Origin of the sequence: Prevotella pectinovora (assembly GCF_041323955.1) — a bacterium.
In the GTDB taxonomy this organism is placed as follows: Bacteria; Bacteroidota; Bacteroidia; order Bacteroidales; family Bacteroidaceae; genus Prevotella; species Prevotella pectinovora.
Window position 1 is genome coordinate 281,021 of sequence record NZ_JBGLIV010000001.1, and the last position, 17,873, is coordinate 298,893.

General features: G+C 46.7%; 14 protein-coding genes, 1 tRNA gene and 1 pseudogene. 14 read left to right on the plus strand and 2 right to left on the minus strand.

Annotated elements, in window-relative coordinates; genetic code table 11:
- Positions 1-557 precede the first annotated feature (557 nt).
- Positions 558-1,190, minus strand: a complete 633-nt coding sequence (locus tag ACDC99_RS01145; RefSeq protein ID WP_370755453.1) for a hypothetical protein — start codon at positions 1,188-1,190, stop codon at positions 558-560.
- A 165-nt stretch (positions 1,191-1,355) separates the two neighbouring features.
- Here ACDC99_RS01145 and ACDC99_RS01150 point away from each other — a divergent pair.
- The 14 genes and pseudogenes from ACDC99_RS01150 to ACDC99_RS01215 form a co-directional block, all read left to right on the plus strand.
- Positions 1,356-1,618: pseudogene (locus ACDC99_RS01150) on the plus strand (IS982 family transposase); the annotation flags it as partial.
- A gap of 322 nt (positions 1,619-1,940) precedes the next feature.
- Entirely contained in the window at positions 1,941-2,720 is a 780-nt protein-coding gene (locus tag ACDC99_RS01155) for a ParA family protein (RefSeq protein WP_022317207.1), read from the plus strand.
- Between the two features lie 21 nt (positions 2,721-2,741).
- Positions 2,742-3,632, plus strand: coding sequence for a ParB/RepB/Spo0J family partition protein (locus ACDC99_RS01160; RefSeq protein ID WP_022317208.1), 891 nt, complete (start codon positions 2,742-2,744; stop codon positions 3,630-3,632).
- Positions 3,633-3,697: 65 nt separating this feature from the next.
- A complete protein-coding gene (locus ACDC99_RS01165) occupies positions 3,698-4,411 on the plus strand; it encodes a DUF5683 domain-containing protein (RefSeq protein ID WP_370756895.1) in 714 nt (237 codons plus the stop codon).
- A 58-nt stretch (positions 4,412-4,469) separates the two neighbouring features.
- Entirely contained in the window at positions 4,470-5,825 is a 1,356-nt protein-coding gene (locus tag ACDC99_RS01170; protein WP_022317210.1) for a lytic transglycosylase domain-containing protein, read from the plus strand.
- Positions 5,826-5,864: 39 nt separating this feature from the next.
- Complete coding sequence (locus ACDC99_RS01175; RefSeq protein WP_370755455.1) at positions 5,865-8,168, plus strand: RelA/SpoT family protein; 2,304 nt, start codon at positions 5,865-5,867, stop codon at positions 8,166-8,168.
- Positions 8,169-8,314: 146 nt separating this feature from the next.
- Entirely contained in the window at positions 8,315-9,295 is a 981-nt protein-coding gene (locus ACDC99_RS01180; RefSeq protein WP_287073591.1) for a pectinesterase family protein, read from the plus strand.
- A gap of 381 nt (positions 9,296-9,676) precedes the next feature.
- Positions 9,677-12,949 carry a SusC/RagA family TonB-linked outer membrane protein gene (locus ACDC99_RS01185; RefSeq protein WP_042519322.1) on the plus strand — a complete coding sequence of 1,091 codons (3,273 nt, stop codon included), beginning with the start codon at positions 9,677-9,679 and terminating at the stop codon, positions 12,947-12,949.
- A gap of 24 nt (positions 12,950-12,973) precedes the next feature.
- Positions 12,974-14,884: a RagB/SusD family nutrient uptake outer membrane protein gene (locus ACDC99_RS01190; RefSeq protein ID WP_370755457.1), complete on the plus strand. Its 1,911-nt coding sequence runs from the start codon at positions 12,974-12,976 to the stop codon at positions 14,882-14,884.
- A gap of 39 nt (positions 14,885-14,923) precedes the next feature.
- Entirely contained in the window at positions 14,924-15,391 is a 468-nt protein-coding gene (locus tag ACDC99_RS01195) for a hypothetical protein (RefSeq protein ID WP_156136914.1), read from the plus strand.
- Positions 15,392-15,496: 105 nt separating this feature from the next.
- Complete coding sequence (locus tag ACDC99_RS01200; protein WP_278840027.1) at positions 15,497-16,267, plus strand: hypothetical protein; 771 nt, start codon at positions 15,497-15,499, stop codon at positions 16,265-16,267.
- A 155-nt stretch (positions 16,268-16,422) separates the two neighbouring features.
- A complete protein-coding gene (locus tag ACDC99_RS01205; protein ID WP_042519364.1) occupies positions 16,423-16,743 on the plus strand; it encodes a nucleotidyltransferase domain-containing protein in 321 nt (106 codons plus the stop codon).
- Positions 16,734-17,162, plus strand: coding sequence for a HEPN domain-containing protein (locus tag ACDC99_RS01210; RefSeq protein WP_370755460.1), 429 nt, complete (start codon positions 16,734-16,736; stop codon positions 17,160-17,162). The genes ACDC99_RS01205 and ACDC99_RS01210 overlap by 10 nt, the downstream gene beginning before the upstream one ends.
- Positions 17,163-17,233: 71 nt before the next feature.
- Positions 17,234-17,308 (plus strand) — tRNA-Val (locus ACDC99_RS01215).
- A gap of 86 nt (positions 17,309-17,394) precedes the next feature.
- Here ACDC99_RS01215 and ACDC99_RS01220 read toward each other — a convergent pair.
- Entirely contained in the window at positions 17,395-17,742 is a 348-nt protein-coding gene (locus ACDC99_RS01220) for a MerR family transcriptional regulator (protein WP_042519326.1), read from the minus strand.
- Between the last annotated feature and the right edge of the window lie 131 nt (positions 17,743-17,873).

Here is a 17,873-nt window from a genome sequence, read left to right on the forward strand (position 1 = left end):
TTATCCAAAAATCCGATTAAGCGAGAGAAATGATAATTTATTCACATTTCCGAGCGTGAGGATTTTATCAAAACCGAGTGGAGAATACGATTTCGTTGATAATGAAATCTTCAGGATACCCGTTGGCGGAATTGATCTATGTTGATAGATATGAGTAAAAGTTGTAAATGTCGCTTGATTCTCAGTAAAACCAAGAATTGCAAAAAAACTGTCAGACCATCTGGTTTTTTGTCGTAATATTCTGACAAACAGACAGTTGGCTATCTCGCGATTGTCAGCCAATTGTCTGGATGGTTTGCAGATGAGAGGAATTGTCAGATGGCAGGAATTGCATGCGTTGGCTGAACTCTGAAAATATGAATGTATCGGGCAGGTATCAGAAACCAATTCTGCCCATCCGGGGCAAGCAGCTTGCCCATGATGAGAAAGCAGCGTTCCCCAGTTGGGCAAGCAGCGTGCCCATTTAAGGACATAAAGCCATTGTGCCTCAAGTTTGAAAATAATACTCAGCACCCCTATTGAAGTAACTACTCAGCATCCCCTATGGGCATGAGTAGTTACTCTCCAAGTTCCAAGTGAAAATATTTCTTAAATTCATTTTCCATAAATGAATCAATGGGAATAGCCTGTTCCAATATACTGTCAAACTCTTTTAAAAGCATTTTGTAATCACTGTCATTATATATCTTTATTAAACGCCTTAACGTGTTTTTTGCTTCTGTCAAGTCTCTTTTACCAACTAAACATTCAACTTTTTTTAGCTTGTATTTTTTTCCAGTCATTTTGCCACACATATCAATGGCTTTATCATAATATGAATCTGACAATTTCTTATTTCCTAAATATTTGTTTTTTACGGCAAAATACTCCAGATATCTGATATCAGTTGTGTCTAATCTAAGAATGCCTTTTTCTTGAGTAAGAAAGCCTTCCACATATTTACCCAACATTGCCAGCAATTGGCTTTTCTTTTGCAACACAGTATACTCATCGTCTGGAGATAAATTCAGACTGTCCAACTCGTCACATCGATGAATTGCCGATTCTATTATAGTTGTGTCTTTACAAGGCGGTAAACTTGCCAAAATATTATCAATGGAATCTAATTCAACAGAAAAAGACTTCGTATATTCCTGACTATGTGAAAACGTAAAAAACAGCAAAAAACACAATGTTATTAAATATCTCATTTTATCCTGTATGATTTTGAATTAAACATGTTCACATAAAGGTTCTTCGTCAATTTAGGTGGTAAAAAGAGCCGCTTATTTGTGATTTATAATATCAAAAGTGCAACATCCGGTTATTATTTTCTGTTTATTACCCGTTGGCGGAATTAATTTAAATTGATAAATATGAGTAAAAGGCTGTATATGTCGCTGATTTTTAGTAACTTAGTGGCGATCAAAACATTAAGTTCAAATCATCGTATGTACAACCTTTATACAAAATTCGTCAAAATACTTGAGATATGCAAGCAATTATCTGAAAAACTCACCAATGAATCGGGGAATGTTCCACACCGCGGCTCTGTTCATAGGTTTTAGTACTTGGAAGTATAGGCCTTATCCCTTCGGCAGAGACCGAGGGCATTGATAGCGAAAAGTGGCTATTAGACTAAAAATGCAAGAGAACAATGCTAAAGATCTTTTGGGTATCCTCAGAATGATACTATGATATTTTTTGTCGGGAAAACTCTGTTTGCATGAAATAATATAGGCATGCTGTGCAAATGCAGACTCAACCAAAATCAGGAAACTACATCCAAGGCCACTTTCCCATATCGGCAATACCACTTTCCCATATTAAAAAGTACGAAAAAAGGTTTAAAACCTCTGATTGTGGCGCAAATTATGTATCTTTGCAAAATAATTGGGCTATACCAAATCAGTAGGTTTGGCTGAATTGCTATGGCCCCGAACAAATTAGAAAAGGATAAAATGGGAAAGATTATTGCTTTGGCTAACCAGAAAGGCGGTGTGGGAAAGACTACAACTACCATCAACCTCGCCGCCTCGCTCGCCACGCTTGAAAAGAAAGTGCTCGTCATCGACGCCGACCCGCAGGCTAATGCCTCCAGCGGACTCGGGGTCAACTCCAAGGACGTGGACTGCACACTCTATGAGTGCATCATCGACCATGCCGACGTGAAGGAAGCTGTCTATACCACTGACATCGACGGACTTGACATCATTCCGAGCCATATCGACCTTGTGGGAGCAGAGATAGAGATGCTGAATCTCGAACACCGCGAACAGGTGATCAAGAGAATGCTGCAGCCTATACGTGATGATTACGACTATATCCTTATCGACTGCTCACCTTCGCTCGGACTGATTACCGTCAATGCCCTCACGGCAGCCGACTCCGTCATAATCCCCGTGCAGTGTGAGTATTTCGCCCTTGAGGGAATCAGCAAACTGCTCAATACCATCAAGATTATCAAGAGCAAACTCAACACACGTCTTGAGATAGAAGGATTCCTGCTCACGATGTATGACGGCAGACTGCGCCTCGCCAACCAGATATACTACGAGGTGAAGCGCCATTTCCAGGAACTGGTGTTCAAGACCGTAATCCAGAGAAACGTGAAGCTCAGCGAGTCGCCAAGCCACGGACTGCCCGTCATCCTGTATGATGCCGACTCCACAGGAAGCAAGAACCACCTGGCGCTGGCAAAGGAAATCATCAACAAGAACGAGAAAACAAGCAAACAATAAGCAAACATAAGCAACGAGATAATGGGAGTACACAAGAGATACAGCGCACTCGGACGCGGACTCGACGCACTGATTTCAACCGACGACGTGCGTCCGCAGGGCAGTTCTACGATAAACGAAATTGAAATAGACCAGATTGAGGCAAACCCTAACCAGCCACGTCGGGAATTCGACGAGGAAGCGCTTCAGGAACTTGCCAACAGCATCCGTGAAATCGGTATCATACAGCCAATCACACTCAGACAGGTGGCTGAGGACAGATACCAGATCATTGCCGGAGAGCGCCGCTGGAGAGCCTCTCAGATAGCTGGGCTGACAGCCATACCGGCATATATACGCACGATAAAAGACGAGAACGTCATGGAGATGGCGCTCGTGGAGAACATACAGCGAGAGGACCTCAACGCCATTGAGATTGCTCTGGCATACGAACACCTGCTCTCAAACTCAGGAATGACACAGGAGAAGGTGTCGGAGCGAGTGGGCAAGAGCCGCACGGCGATAACCAACTACCTCAGACTGCTGAAGTTGCCCGCACAGGTGCAGATGGCATTGCAGAAAAAGGAAATCGACATGGGACATGCGCGTGCGCTGTTGTCTATCGACTCGCCGTCGCTTCAGATCAAGGTGTTCAAGGAAATACAGAAAAACGGATACTCCGTAAGAAAGGTGGAGGAGATAGCCAAGCAGCTCAACAGCGGCGAAGACGTGACGGTGGGCAAAAAGGTGATAGCCTCGAAGACACAGCTCCCGGAGGAGTTCAACGCCCTGAAGGAACGGCTCTCTTCGTTCTTCTCCACAAAGGTGCAGATGACCTGTTCGCCAAAGGGAAAAGGAAAGATAAGCATCCCGTTTGCCAATGCCGATGAACTGGAGCGCATCATGGCGGCGCTCGACAAAATGAACGACTAAAAGCGGAACGTGAAGTGTTGAGCAACATTCATAGAATGATGATGTGCCTCGTGGCAGCATGGACGATGCTTGCCGTGAATGCCGCAGAGACGGAGAAACAGCAAACACCATCGGCAACGCAGCCGACGGTTGTGCCAGACTCGTTGCTGAGTGCGGCGGGGGGTGCCGTGGCTGTGGATACAGTATCTATGTTGAATGCAGATTCCATATATATATTAAATAAGGTGGACTCTGTAGGCGTGAAGCAGAAAAAGGCAAAGCGTGACTGGGCGACATGGAGCCCTGATCCCAAGCGTGCCATGTGGCTTGCCATAGTGCTGCCGGGAGCCGGACAGGTGTATAACCGTAAATACTGGAAACTGCCTATCGTATACGGCGGATTCCTCGGCTGTATCTATGCATGGAGGTGGAACAACCAGATGTTCCGCGATTATTCGCAGGCATATATGGACATCATGGACGACGACCCCAATACGCAGAGCTACAACCAATTCCTGCATCTCGGAATGCAGATAACGGATGAAAACAAAGAGCGATATCAGAATCTCTTCAAGCGCAGGAAGGACTACTACCGCAAATACCGCGACCTGAGCATTTTCTGCATGATAGGTGTCTACGCTCTCTCTGTAATCGACGCATACGTGGATGCGTCGCTGTCGCAGTTTGACATATCCAAGGACCTGAGCCTGAAGATAGAACCTTCGGTGATGAACGACCGCCGTTCGGCAAATCCACTGAAGTCGTCGGCGCTCGGACTGCAGTGCTCGCTCAATTTCTAATGAGCCGGTTTGCGCTGCACGATGTATGAATTAAAAAAAGAAACAATTTGATTAAGTAATGATATTTAAAAACAAAGTTATAGTATTGGCGGCATCTCTGCTGTTGGGCAGCGGGTTACAGATGTTCGCACAAGATGTAAATGACAATGAGATAACAGTGAAAGACAAGGATGGCCGTGAAGAAGTGATCGACGTGCCTGAGTCTATGGGCACTGAGTTTGACGACCTCCTGCAGGAGTATTACTCACAGAAATACCTGAAGGTGGACGACGACTGCAACTACCGAGACGAAAACCGTACCTATGAGCCGGAGGTCTACGTAGACCGTCTGAAGCGTCTGCCGAATATCATGGAGATGCCATACAACGACATCGTGCAGAAATTCATCGACCGCTACACCGGTCGTCTGCGCCGTTCGGTGAGCTATATGCTCGGAGCATCGAATTTCTATATGCCGATATTCGAGGATGCCCTCTCGGCATACGACATTCCACTGGAATTGAAATACCTGCCGGTTATAGAATCGGCACTCAACCCTAAGGCTACATCCAGAGTGGGAGCTGCCGGACTGTGGCAGTTCATGCCATCCACCGGCAAGCAGTATGGACTGGAGATAAACTCTCTCGTTGACGAGCGTCGCGACCCTGTGAAGGCATCCTATGCTGCAGCACGCTATCTGCGCGACCTATATAAAATCTATGGCGACTGGAGTCTCGTAATCGCTGCATACAACTGCGGACCGCAGAATGTGCGCAAGGCGATGCAAAGAGCAGGCGGAGAGGCCGACTATTGGAAGATTTATCCATATCTGCCGCGTGAGACAAAGGGATACGTGCCTGCATTCATCGCAGCAAACTATGTGATGAACTATTATTGTGAACACAACATTTGTCCGATGCGCACCACATTGCCGGCAAAGACCGATACAGTGGTGGTGACTCGCGACATACACCTGAAGCAGATTGCCGACATGTGTGGAGTGAACCTCGAAGAACTTCGTGCGCTCAATCCGCAGTATCGCCGCGACATCGTGAACGGCAACTCCAAGCCATCAGTGCTGCGCCTGCCTATTTCGGTGGTCAATTCGTTCATCAGCAATGAAGACTCCATCAGCAACTACCAGGCTGACCAGCTCTTCACACGCCGTTCTCTCGTTGAGGTGGACGAGCAGACACAGCCCCGCTACACATCTTCGAAGCGTACCTCTTCGAAGAAAGGATACGGTCGCTCATCTAAGAAGTCTAAAGGCAAGAAAGGCAAGAAGGGCCGTGGAGGCAAGAGCGTGACAGTGAGAAACGGTGACACTCTCTCCGAGATAGCCGAGAGAAACCACACCACCGTGGGCAAGCTGCGCAAGCTCAACGGTATAAAGGGCAGCAACATACGTGCCGGCAAGAAGATAAAGGTGAAGTGATAACAGCATACAACCGTTAACTCTTAAAATCGTATTATCATGGGTGAACAGAAACTTACAGACCAGGAGCGAGAGGCTGCTGATGCTAAAATGGTAGATGATGCCTTCAAGCATCTGCTCGACAGTTATCTCGCATCGCGCCACAGAAAGAAAGTGGATATCATAACGAAGGCTTTCAACTTCGCACGTCAGGCCCACAAGGGAGTGCGCCGACTCTCCGGCGAGCCATACATCATGCACCCCATAGCGGTGGCACAGATAGCATGCTCGGAGATGGGACTCGGGTCAACGAGTATCAGTGCGGCACTGCTCCACGACGTGGTGGAAGACACCGACTATACGGTGGAGGACATCCAGAACATGTTCGGTCCGAAAATCGCCCAGATAGTAGACGGACTGACCAAGATTTCAGGAGGAATCTTCGGTTCTCAGGCATCGGCACAGGCAGAGAACTTCAAGAAACTGCTTCTGATGATGAGCGATGACATCCGTGTCATCCTCATCAAGATTTGCGACCGTCTGCACAACATGCGTACGCTCGACGGACAACCGCCAAACAAACGCTACAAGATTGCCGGCGAGACCTTATATATATATGCGCCGCTCGCCAACCGTCTCGGACTGAACAATATCAAGACAGAGCTGGAGAACCTCAGTTTCAAGTTCGAACACCCGGAGAAATATGCGCAGATAGAAGAGAAGCTCGCCAGCACTCAGGCATCACGCGACACCCTCTTCGACAATTTCACGAAACCTATCCGTGAGACACTCGACAAGATGGGCATCGAATACACCATCAAGGCTCGAGTGAAGAGTCCGTTCTCCATCTGGAACAAGATGATGCAGAAAAACGTGTCGTTCGACCAGATTTACGACATCCTTGCCGTAAGAATTATTTTCAAGCCGAAAGACAAAGACGAGGAGGTGGACGAATGCTTCCGCATCTATGTTGCACTCAACAAGATATACAAATCACATCCCGACCGTCTGCGCGACTGGGTTAACCACCCCAAGGCAAACGGCTATCAGGCAATCCATGTCACTCTGATGAGCAACATGGGAAAATGGATAGAAGTGCAGATCCGTTCGGAGCGCATGGACGAGATGGCGGAGCAGGGCTTCGCCGCACACTGGAAATACAAAGACGGAGTTGACGGCAATGGAGCCAAGGAAATCTCTGAAGATGAGGGCGAGCTGAACAACTGGCTGCGCACCATCAAGGAAATCCTCGACGACCCGCAGCCAGACGCCATGGACTTCCTCGACACCATAAAACTGAACCTCTTCGCATCAGAAATCTTCGTGTTCACTCCGAAGGGAGAAATCAAGACTATGCCGGCTGGATGCACGGCCCTCGATTTCGCCTTCCAGATCCATACCTTCCTCGGAAGCCATTGTATCGGAGCCAAGGTGAACCACAAGCTCGTGCCTCTCAGCCATAAGCTCAAAAGTGGCGACCAGGTGGAGATTCTCACCTCAAACTCTCAGCATGTGCAGCCGTCGTGGATAAACTTTGTGTCTACTGCAAAGGCGAAGACCAAGATTCAGGGAATCCTGCGCCGAGAGGGTAGGGAAGTGCAGAAGCGCGGCGAGGAGATACTCGACGAGTTCCTCAAACGCAATTCTATGGAACTCACCTTCGCCGTGATGGACAAACTCTGCGCTCTGCATGAAGTGGAGAAACACGAGCAGCTGCTCCAGGCATTGGGCGACAAGACCATCATTCTGGGCGACCAGGACCTCGACGAACTGCAGGGCAAGAACAACAAGAAGAGTGAGACTTCCCGTGGATGGCGCAAGTATGTGCCGTTCCTTGGCAAGAAAAAAGACGATGTAGAGAAACAGCAGAGTGCTACTTCCAAGGGCTATGCAGTCGTGCCTGAGAATTTCAACCGCAAGAAACCGATTTTCATCACCGACAACAATATCAATACATACATCTTCAAACCATGCTGTCATCCTATTCCGGGCGATGACGTGCTTGGATTCATCGACGGCAAGAACCACATCGAGATACACAAACGCTCCTGCAAGGTGGCTTCTAAGCTCAAGTCAAGCTATGGCAACAGGATTCTCGACGCCAAATGGGACATGAAGCGTCAGTTGCTCTTCGATGCCACCATATCGGTGAAGGGTATCGACCGTATCGGTATGCTCAACGAGGTGACGAAGGTCATCTCAGACCAGTTCGACGTGAATATCCACAAGCTCACCATTTCGTGCGATGAAGGCATCTTTGCCGGAGTTTTCGAACTGCTTATCCACGACCGCAGCGATGTGGAGACTGTGATGAACGGACTGAAGACCATCAATGGTGTGCAGGAAGTGAACCAGACGGTTTGATGCAATATACCCAACTCCCGGGTTTTCGGATAATAGAACTATATCAGTATCCTGGTAACCATAATTCCAACGTCGGCATAATGGACGTTTATGGTTTCCAGGATAACTTTCTGGATAAACTACTAATTTAAAACTGATCAATCAAAATGAGAAAATTACTTCTATCCCTTGTTCTCGCTCTTGCGGGAACGCTGGCTGTCAATGCGGCAAACAAATACGACAATCCCGACACACTCTTCGTGGCTCGCGACGGAACGGCAGAGTTCCGCAATATCGACGATGCCATTGAGGTGTGCAGGGCATTCATGGAATACCACAAGGTGATATTCGTGAAGAAAGGCACCTACAAGGAAAAACTCATCGTGCCGTCATGGCTCACCAATATTGAGATATGCGGCGAGGACAGAGACAATACCATAATAACCTACGACGACCATGCCAATGTGTTCATTCCCGGCACCGACCGCAAGATGGGTACTTTTCGCACCTACACCGTGCGGGTGGACGGCAATGACATAACATTCCGCAACATCACGATAGAAAACAACGCAGCACGACTCGGCCAGGCAGTGGCGCTCCACACTCAGGGCGACCGCCTCACGTTTGTGAACTGCCGCATCCTCGGCAACCAAGACACGGTATATACAGGAGGCATTAACACACGCCTCTATTTCAAAGACTGCCACATCGAGGGAACCACAGACTTCATCTTCGGTCCGTCAACGGCATGGTTTGAAAACTGCACCATCCTGAGCCGTACCGACTCCTACATCACCGCCGCTTCCACTCCGCAGAACGTGGAATACGGTTATGTGTTCAACCGCTGCAAGATTGTAGCAGCAGAGGGAGTCAGCAAGGTATATCTCGGTCGTCCGTGGCGTCCCTACGCCCACACCCTGTTCATGAACTGTCAGCTCGGCAAGCATATCCTGCCCGTAGGATGGCACAACTGGAGCAATACGCAGAATGAGACGACTGCACGCTACTGCGAGTATAACAACCATGGCGAGGGAGCGGCAACGAAAGAACGTGCGGCATGGACACGCCAGCTCACCAGGAAAGAGGCGGCAAAGGTGACGCTTGAGAATGTTTTCAGACAGAATGGCGGTTGGATACCGAATGTCTGATTAAAAGAAATTTTGCACATATACCATTAAACTGATGGTATCGGTCATACATTAAACTGATGATATCGGCCATCTGAGTCTGACAGCAATAGAATTTTCTTTATTGCCAGCCAGTTTCAGATGGCCGATTAAAGTTAAATCTTAGTCTTAAAAATAAAAAACTTTTGCTAAAGTTTTGCGTTTTAAAGAAAACTATATATATTTGCACCGAAACAAACTATACCGTTCCATAACGGAAACGGCACAGGGGTGCCAGAAAAGAAGATGAAACAACTACTGCCCCACATATTATAATATGTGTAGGAAATGTGCTCGGGAAGCACACAGACTGGTACACTACAAGGAGATTGCTACTAACTAATAAATCAAAAAATAACATTTATGCATTTACAATTCAGAAGAGCCTTGACGGCTTCAGTATTGCCTATGGTTTGTCTTACGGCATTTGCCCAGAAGACGGTCACGGGTACAGTGAAGGATGCAAGTGGAGAGCCATTGATTGGTGTTACTGTGTTTGTCGATGGCAAACCAGGTTCCATCACCGACATCGATGGTAATTTCTCTATCCCCAATGCATCTCCTTCTTCAAAAGTAAAGATTTCCTACATTGGTTACAAAGAGCAGACCATTACTCTCGGAAACTCTTCAACGATCAATATCGTATTGCAGGAAGACAATGCTCAGCTCGATGAGGTTGTCGTTGTAGGTTACGGTACGATGAAGAAGAGCGACCTCACTGGTTCTGTATCTTCTGCTGATGGTGCAAAACTTGCTGCCAAGGGTACTACAAGTGCAATGGAGGCATTGCAGGGTTCTGTTCCTGGCGCACAGATTACACAGGCTACCGGACGTGCAGGTTCTGACTTCAACATCCAGATCCGTGGTAAGTCTTCTATCCAGGGTACTTCAAAGCCTATCTATGTTGTCGACGGCGTTATCTGCGAGGACATCGGCTTCTTGAACACTCAGGACATCGAGCGTATGGACATCTTGAAGGATGCTTCATCTACAGCTATCTTCGGTTCACGTGCCACAGCCGGTGTAGTTATCGTTACTACAAAGAGCGGTTCTTCTCTCGCCGGAAAGAGCGAGGAGAAAGTTTCTATCTCATACGACGGATACTATGGCGTTTCAAAGATTGCCCGTATGCCTGACTATATGAACGCCGACCAGTTCTACAAGTGGCGTTTCTCTCAGTTCCTCTCTTCAGGACAGGTGGCAAACGGTATCGCTACCGTTGCCCAGCCAACATGGAAGATGACCCAGCAGGACTTCCTGCAGGGTATGCTTGCCGATACAGAGGACGGCACTTCTGTACTGAAAAACATGCTGAACAACGGTGAGGGCTACAACTGGCCAGACCTCGTGACACAGGACGGTCAGAAGCAGAACCATTTCCTCGCCGTAAACGGTTCTTCAAAGAATACACACTATCATTTTGGAGTAGGTTACAACCGTGAGGAGGGAGTATACAAGAACGACCTCCAGAACCGCTACAACATGAAGGGTAGTGTTGACAGCAAGATCAACAAATATCTCTCTGCAGGTTTCACCCTGAACCTCGCTTACACAGAAAACCAGTTGGCTTCAGATGATGCCGTAAAGGATGCGTTCCGTCAGGTGCCGTTCGCTCGTCCTTACGCTTCTGACGGCAGCTTCAACGTGAAGCCGGGTAACTTTGAGTCAATGGGAACAAAGGCAAATCAGTTCACTGATACCGTTAACCCTCTCATCTATCTGCGTGACGACTCAAAGGAGTCAAACACCTTCCGTGTGCTTGGTAACATTTACGTGCAGTTGAAACCGGTTGAGTGGTTGTCATTCAAGACCACATTCTCTCCAAACTACGTGAACTCACGCACTGGTGAGTATACAGCTTCGAGCGGTTCTCGTACTGAGACTTCTTCTCACGAGGAGTACACCCGCAAGGACTGGACTTGGGACAACCAGATTGACTTCAACAAGACCTTCGGCGACCACTCTCTGAGTGCTATGGGATTGTTCTCTATGACTTCTTCCGACAGAATGTACAGCCAGGTCGGCAGAACATCTGCTGATGCCACTTCTATCATGACAGGTACAAAGTGGTACAATATGTATACAGGTACTATTTTTGAGAAGGACCCGAAGGATAGTGGTATCGGCACCGGTACAGCATACTGGGAAGAGACAATGATGTCTTACGCTTTGCGTCTGAACTATTCTTACAAAGGCAAGTATATGTTCACAGGTACAGTACGTACCGACGGTTCTTCAAAGTTCCTGAAAGACTCTCGCTGGGGATGGTTCCCATCAGCAGCTCTTGCATGGCGCATATCTGAGGAGGACTTCATGAAGAACATCTCATGGATCGACAACTTGAAGCTTCGTTTGAGCTATGGTGTGACTGGTAACAACACCGTGTGCGGACATTATAACTCAGTTGGCGTTTCTGGTCCAAACATCTATGCTTTCGGTTCAGTAGTTGCCAACGGCTATTACCCAAGCGGTGTCATCAACGCTGACTTGAAGTGGGAGAAATCTTATGAAACCAACTTCGGTATCGACTACGGATTCCTCAACAACAGAATCAACGGATCTATCGACCTCTATTCTAAGACATCTAAAGACCTGCTCTATGAGAGATACCTTCCATTGGTTTCTGGTGGTGGCAAACTTTGGGACAACGTTGGTGAGGTTCAGAACCGTGGTATCGAGTTCGCCCTGAACACAGTGAACATCCAGACCAAAGACTGGTACTGGACCACAAGCTTCAACTTCGCCCGCAACATCAACAAGGTGAAGAAGATCAACGGCGAGAACAAGATCATCGATTCTGACAATCCAATCACATCTTCTTTGTTCGTAGGTTCTCCAATGAACTCTCTCTACCTGTACAAGTGGGATGGCGTCGTTTCAGACAAGAACATCACGGTTCCTAACAACGATGCTGCTGTTAATGCAGGTTTCACACCTGGTGACCAGGTTCGCTCTTGCGACTACTACCACAAGGTATACGGTTGGTCAGAGGGTATGCCTATCATCAAGGATAACGACGGTAATGGCGTGATCAACGCTGACGACAAGATGATTCTCGGTTGCCAGGATCCTTCGTGGACAGGCAACATCTCTTCTACTTTGCAGTATAAGGATTGGGATTTCTCATTCTCTATCTATACAAAGCAGAACTTCACGGTATACTCAAACACATTGGCTGACACATACGATTATGCTTACCGTGGATGGAACAAGATAGCAATGGATTACTACATCCCTGCTGGAACACTTATCGACTGCGACGGTGTGAATGCTGATGGTACATACATCAACCCTGTATACCAGGAGACCACTCACTATGGTTCATTCCCATTCACAAACAGCTCTATCACCAACAACGGTGCCGGTTCTGCATCTTATGAGAAGAACGTTTACAATGCTCTCGCAGTAGACAAGATTTCTTACTGGAAGGTCAAGAACATCACTCTTGGCTACACATTCCCAAAGAAGTTGCTCTCTTCATGGGGCTGCCAGTATCTCCGTCTTTATGTTAACATTACAAACCCATTCGTATTCACGAAGTACAAGGGATTCGATCCTGAGTGGGCTGATGCAGCCAAGAAGAATGATGGTCCAAGCACAGTGACATATCAGATCGGTGCAAGCATTAAGTTCTAATAACATTTTAAACAAAGAAGCAAAATGAAAAAGTTTATCATAATGTCTGCCCTCGGATTGGCCACGGTGGCTGGTTTGTCCAGCTGTTCTGATTTCTTGGATACAGACAATAAAAGTACTGTAACACCTGAAAGCCAGTTCTCTGACATCTCAGGTTGGAACCAGCAGCTTAACAATGCATATTATGCTCTGCGTGATGTATACAGCGATCCTAAGGTGTTCTGTCAGGGTACAGACCTCTACACCGTTGGACAGAATGCATCGGCTCCTGTATTGCAGTCGTATCAGTATTCTTCAGACAACGAGGATGTTACAAATCTTTATAAAAACACATATGCTGCCATCAACTATGCCAACTGTGTGTTGAAGTATTGCAAGGACGCCAAGCTGAACGACCAGGCTCGTTTCGTGCGCGACTATTGCTATTACATCCTTACACAGCAGTTCGGTGCAGTGCCATACATCACCGACTATATTGAGTCGGCAAGCACAAACTATCCTCGCACAGACCTCGCTACGGTTTATGCCAACGTCATTGCTGACCTGAAGGAAATCATCGCAAACGGCAATCTCGAGAGCGTAAGTTCTGAGAAGGATGCCAGAGGACGTGCCAGCGTTATCGGTGCCAAGGCTCTTCTTGCCAAGGTTTACCTCGCTGCAGGATGGGACTTGCAGACAACTGTCAATGATGCAAAGAACGGTACATACACAGTGAACAGCACCGAGTATTTCGCTGAGGCTGCAAAATATGCTTCTGAGGTTGCAGATGCAGTTCCTTTGACACAGTCATTCGACAAGAAATGGGACTTCGACAACAACGAGAAGGGCACCAACGCCGAGACTCTGTTCTCAATCCAGTACGACCGTGCCACTTCATCCGACAAGGTGACGGGTGGTCACGACCAGCAGCACAACTTTGCTCTCTATATGGGTTCAAACACTCTGGGTGTGAAGGGCGTGAAGAGCGACCTCTGTCCTACAGAGCGTGTTTACTACGCTTTCGACAAGGGCGACGACCGCTTCGAAGGAACTTTCATGACTACAGTATATGGTTATGACGGAAATGAAAGCAACTGGAGCAAGCAGGGCTATTGGGCATACTACAATGCAAATGATGACGAGAAGGCAAAGCTCTCTATCGCATTCAAGTATTTCCCATGGTATACTGAGGATTCTGAGATTGAGGCTTATTGCACAGCCCACGCTTCTCAGTTCGTTACCACTGGTATGAAGAGCACTACCAAGGTGTTCAAGGTTGCTGAGAACTCCACTTGCAAGGCTTATGCCGCAAACGGTTCTTACGATGCAAAGAACTCTGCCACTTACACACAGCCATTCTCTTCTGCAATCCAGAAGATCGGATGTCTGCCTCCAGTACGCAAGTTCGACGACAAGAACACTACCAGCGACTGCAAACAGTCGGGCGGTGACTACCGTGATGTTGTGGTTCTGAATGCAAGCGAGATTTATCTCGTTGCTGCAGAGGCTTACCTTATGATGGGTGACGATGCTAATTCGCTGAAGTATCTCAACGCCGTTCGTACTCGTTCGCACGCTTCTTATCTTGGTTCATTCAGCGACTACAAACGCTACGACTGGGGCTACAATGATGCCGGTGGATACGTGTCATTCGGACAGACCGACAGCTACGGATTGACCATCAACAAGCTGGATGTCATCCTCGACGAGCGTATGCGTGAGACTCTCGGTGAATATTACCGTTGGATGGACCTGCGCCGCACCCATCAGCTCGTTCGTTATAACACTACCTATTGCGGTCTTTCTGTTGCCAACATGACAGGTAACGACGGTCAGATCAAATGGCTGCGTCCAATTCCAGAGAACGAGATACAGATCAACTCAGGTATCACTGCTGCCGACCAGAACCCTGGCTTCCGTACATATAGCACAGCAGAGGAAAGCGATGCAGAATAATCCTGCTTCATTATTAACCGAATTAAAACAGAAAAGAAAATGAAACTGAAAAGTATATTGTTTTTGATGCTTGGTGTTCTCTTCTCGCTCACATTCGCTGCATGCGACGATGATGATGACCCAGTGACACACACCGATGCATCTGTTCTCGTAGGTGGAACTTTCAATGGTTCTATGTTTGACGAAGACGGAAACGAGAAAGCTTCAGATGTAGTTGTTACAATCAGCAAGTTTGAGGCTGAAAATACTCAGGCAATTACAGTCAAGATAGCTTCCGCTACTTTGAAAATGGACCAGGAGGCTGTGTTCAACGTTGCCAAGGCTGGTGAAAACCGTTACACATTCGGAAACGGTTCTGCTGCAGCAGCAAGAAATACAGGTGGAGTGATAGATGGTAACGACCTTACAGTCTATACCTCTCTCAGCTCAAAGTTCAAGTTCAATGCCACAAGCTCTGCCAAGCGCTACACCATCAAGGCTGTGAAGGCTGGTGATCTGAATATATAACGACAATGTGATAATAATCCGAGTTCATTGCTGGATATCATAAATCCAGCGATGGACTTGAACCAAACGATCAATTTTATTAATAACTTAAAAACAAAACAAATTATGAAAAAGAGTTTACTTTTCGTAGCTGCTATGTTTATGGCAGTATGTGCTAACGCACAGGGTCAGTGGAATGCAGTTCCTTCTACAGCTACTGTTGATCAAGTAGTTGCTAACGCAGGTGAGCCTACAGTTGTTGCTACAGAGATTCAGAACGCCAAGGTTGTTCTTCTCGACGGTGGTCAAAACTGGACAGTAAAGAGCGATCCTACTACAGCTGAGACTTTCGTGTCACAGGGCAAGACTTTCTCTAATGCTTACATCCAGGGTGGTACTAATGGTGTTGACGCTTCTTTGGACAAGGCTGGTTCTACATCTGCTCACATAGAGTTCACTCCAGCTGTTGCTGGTAAGGTTTATGTTGCAGCTAAGTATGGTTGTAAAAAGAAGATCTGGACAGCCAAGGTTCCTAACTCAGTTATCGAGGCTGAGGAGCTCGACTTCGCTGCTATGGGCGATTACGCTACAGACGTATGGGGACAGTACATCACTGCTGACGGTGGTCTGGCCGCAGAGCAGGCTACAGACGCTGACGTTTACGCAGCTCTCGCTTACGACGTTGAGCCAGGCAACACATACTTCTTCTGGGTATCTGGTTCTAAGATCATGCTTTGCGGTCTTGCTTTCGACACTAACGGTGATGTTAATGGCATCAGCAACGTTGTTGCTCCAGAGGCAGACGCTAACGCTCCTATCTACAACCTCGCTGGTCAGCGCGTAAGCTCTGACTTCAAGGGTATCGCTATCCAGAACGGCAAGAAGTTCGTTAAGTAATCAGCGAATCAATTGAACCCAAATCTGTCGTTTCCGACAGATAGAATATATGCCAAGTCCTTCAGTGGGCTTGGCATTTTTTTTGATACTTTCTTTGATTGTTTTATATTTCTTCGTATATTTGTGCATTGAATTGTGATATTATGATTGGGCGTATGGACAATAATACAATATTAGATGATATTCGTCGTAGCTTGAAGAATAATATGCCGATGGGAGGAAAAGCATTTCTCTTCGGTTCGCAAGCGCGTGGCACAGCGCACCCAGGAAGTGATTGGGATATTTTGGTCATATTGAATAAAGACGTGTTGGAACCTTCTGATTATGACACTATAACTTTTCCGCTGACTTCGTTGGGATGGGAAATCGGCGAAAATATTTCACCTGTGATGTATACTCAGAAAGAATGGGATAGCAATAAAATGACCCCCTTTTATAAGAATGTTCAACGAGATGGAATTTTGTTATGGGATTAACCGATTGTGAACGCCAGTATATGGTTAAGTTGAGAATGGATAAATCTATCCGTTTTCTGGAAGAGGCAAGGCAGATGGTGGGTATGAAGTTTTGGGATTTGGCTGCTAACAGATTTTATTATTCATGCTTTCATGCTGCCCAAGCATTATTGTTGGAATATGGTTTTTCGGCACACACCCATGAAGGAACTTTATCTTTGTTTGGCTTACATTTTGTGAAAACAAAAATTGTCGATGTGTCATTAGGTAGCTTCTTCTCTCGTATGGAACAACTTCGAAAAAAAGCAGATTATAATTGTAATTATGATGTTTCTGAAGAGGAAGTGGCAACAATGATAGAACCTGCGAATTGTTTTGTTTCTACAATTTCAGAGCTTTTGTATTCTAACAAGAAAAATAATTCTGATAGTTTATCGTGAAAGTATAAAAAGTGCAAATTATTTTGTCGGTTCGAATAAATAGTGTACTTTTGTGCCGGTAATAGAAACACAGGGGCGTAGCCCAGTTGGTTTAGAGCGCTGCAGTCACATTGCAGAGGTCATCGGTTCGAGCCCGATCGTCCCTACTTGTTTTCTATTTCTTTTTTTCCTTAATAGTAATCCGTAACTTATTCTGCTGATTCCTAATGCCCGTTTTGGGTTAAAACCGTCATTACGTAAGGTAGTCGAACTGCTTTTTCATCTCCTGCAGCTGGTCGCGCAGCTTTATGAGCGTCTCCAGCACCTTGGTGTCGGAGCTTACGGCATTCTTCTGTTCCTTCAGCATCTTGCGGGCGGCGGCAAGCTTGAAGCCACGCACCTTCACCAGGTTGTACACCACCTTGATGTTCTCGATGTCCTGTTCCGTATACTGTCGGATATTGTTGCCCGTGGTCTTGGGTTTTATCATCGGAATTTCCTTCTCCCAGAAGCGCAACATGCTTTCAGAGACGCCCAGCATCTCTGCCACCTCCTTGATGGAGTAATACAGTTTCAGTTTCTTTTCCGTGTTAAGTGCCATATCATATACTTTCTTCGGCAAAGATAATAATTTTCTTCTGTTTCGTCAACATCCGTGGCTTATAACACGCTAAAAAACACAAGGATAACAAATAATTTGGCTGTTTATCATATTTTTTTTAATTTTGCCGA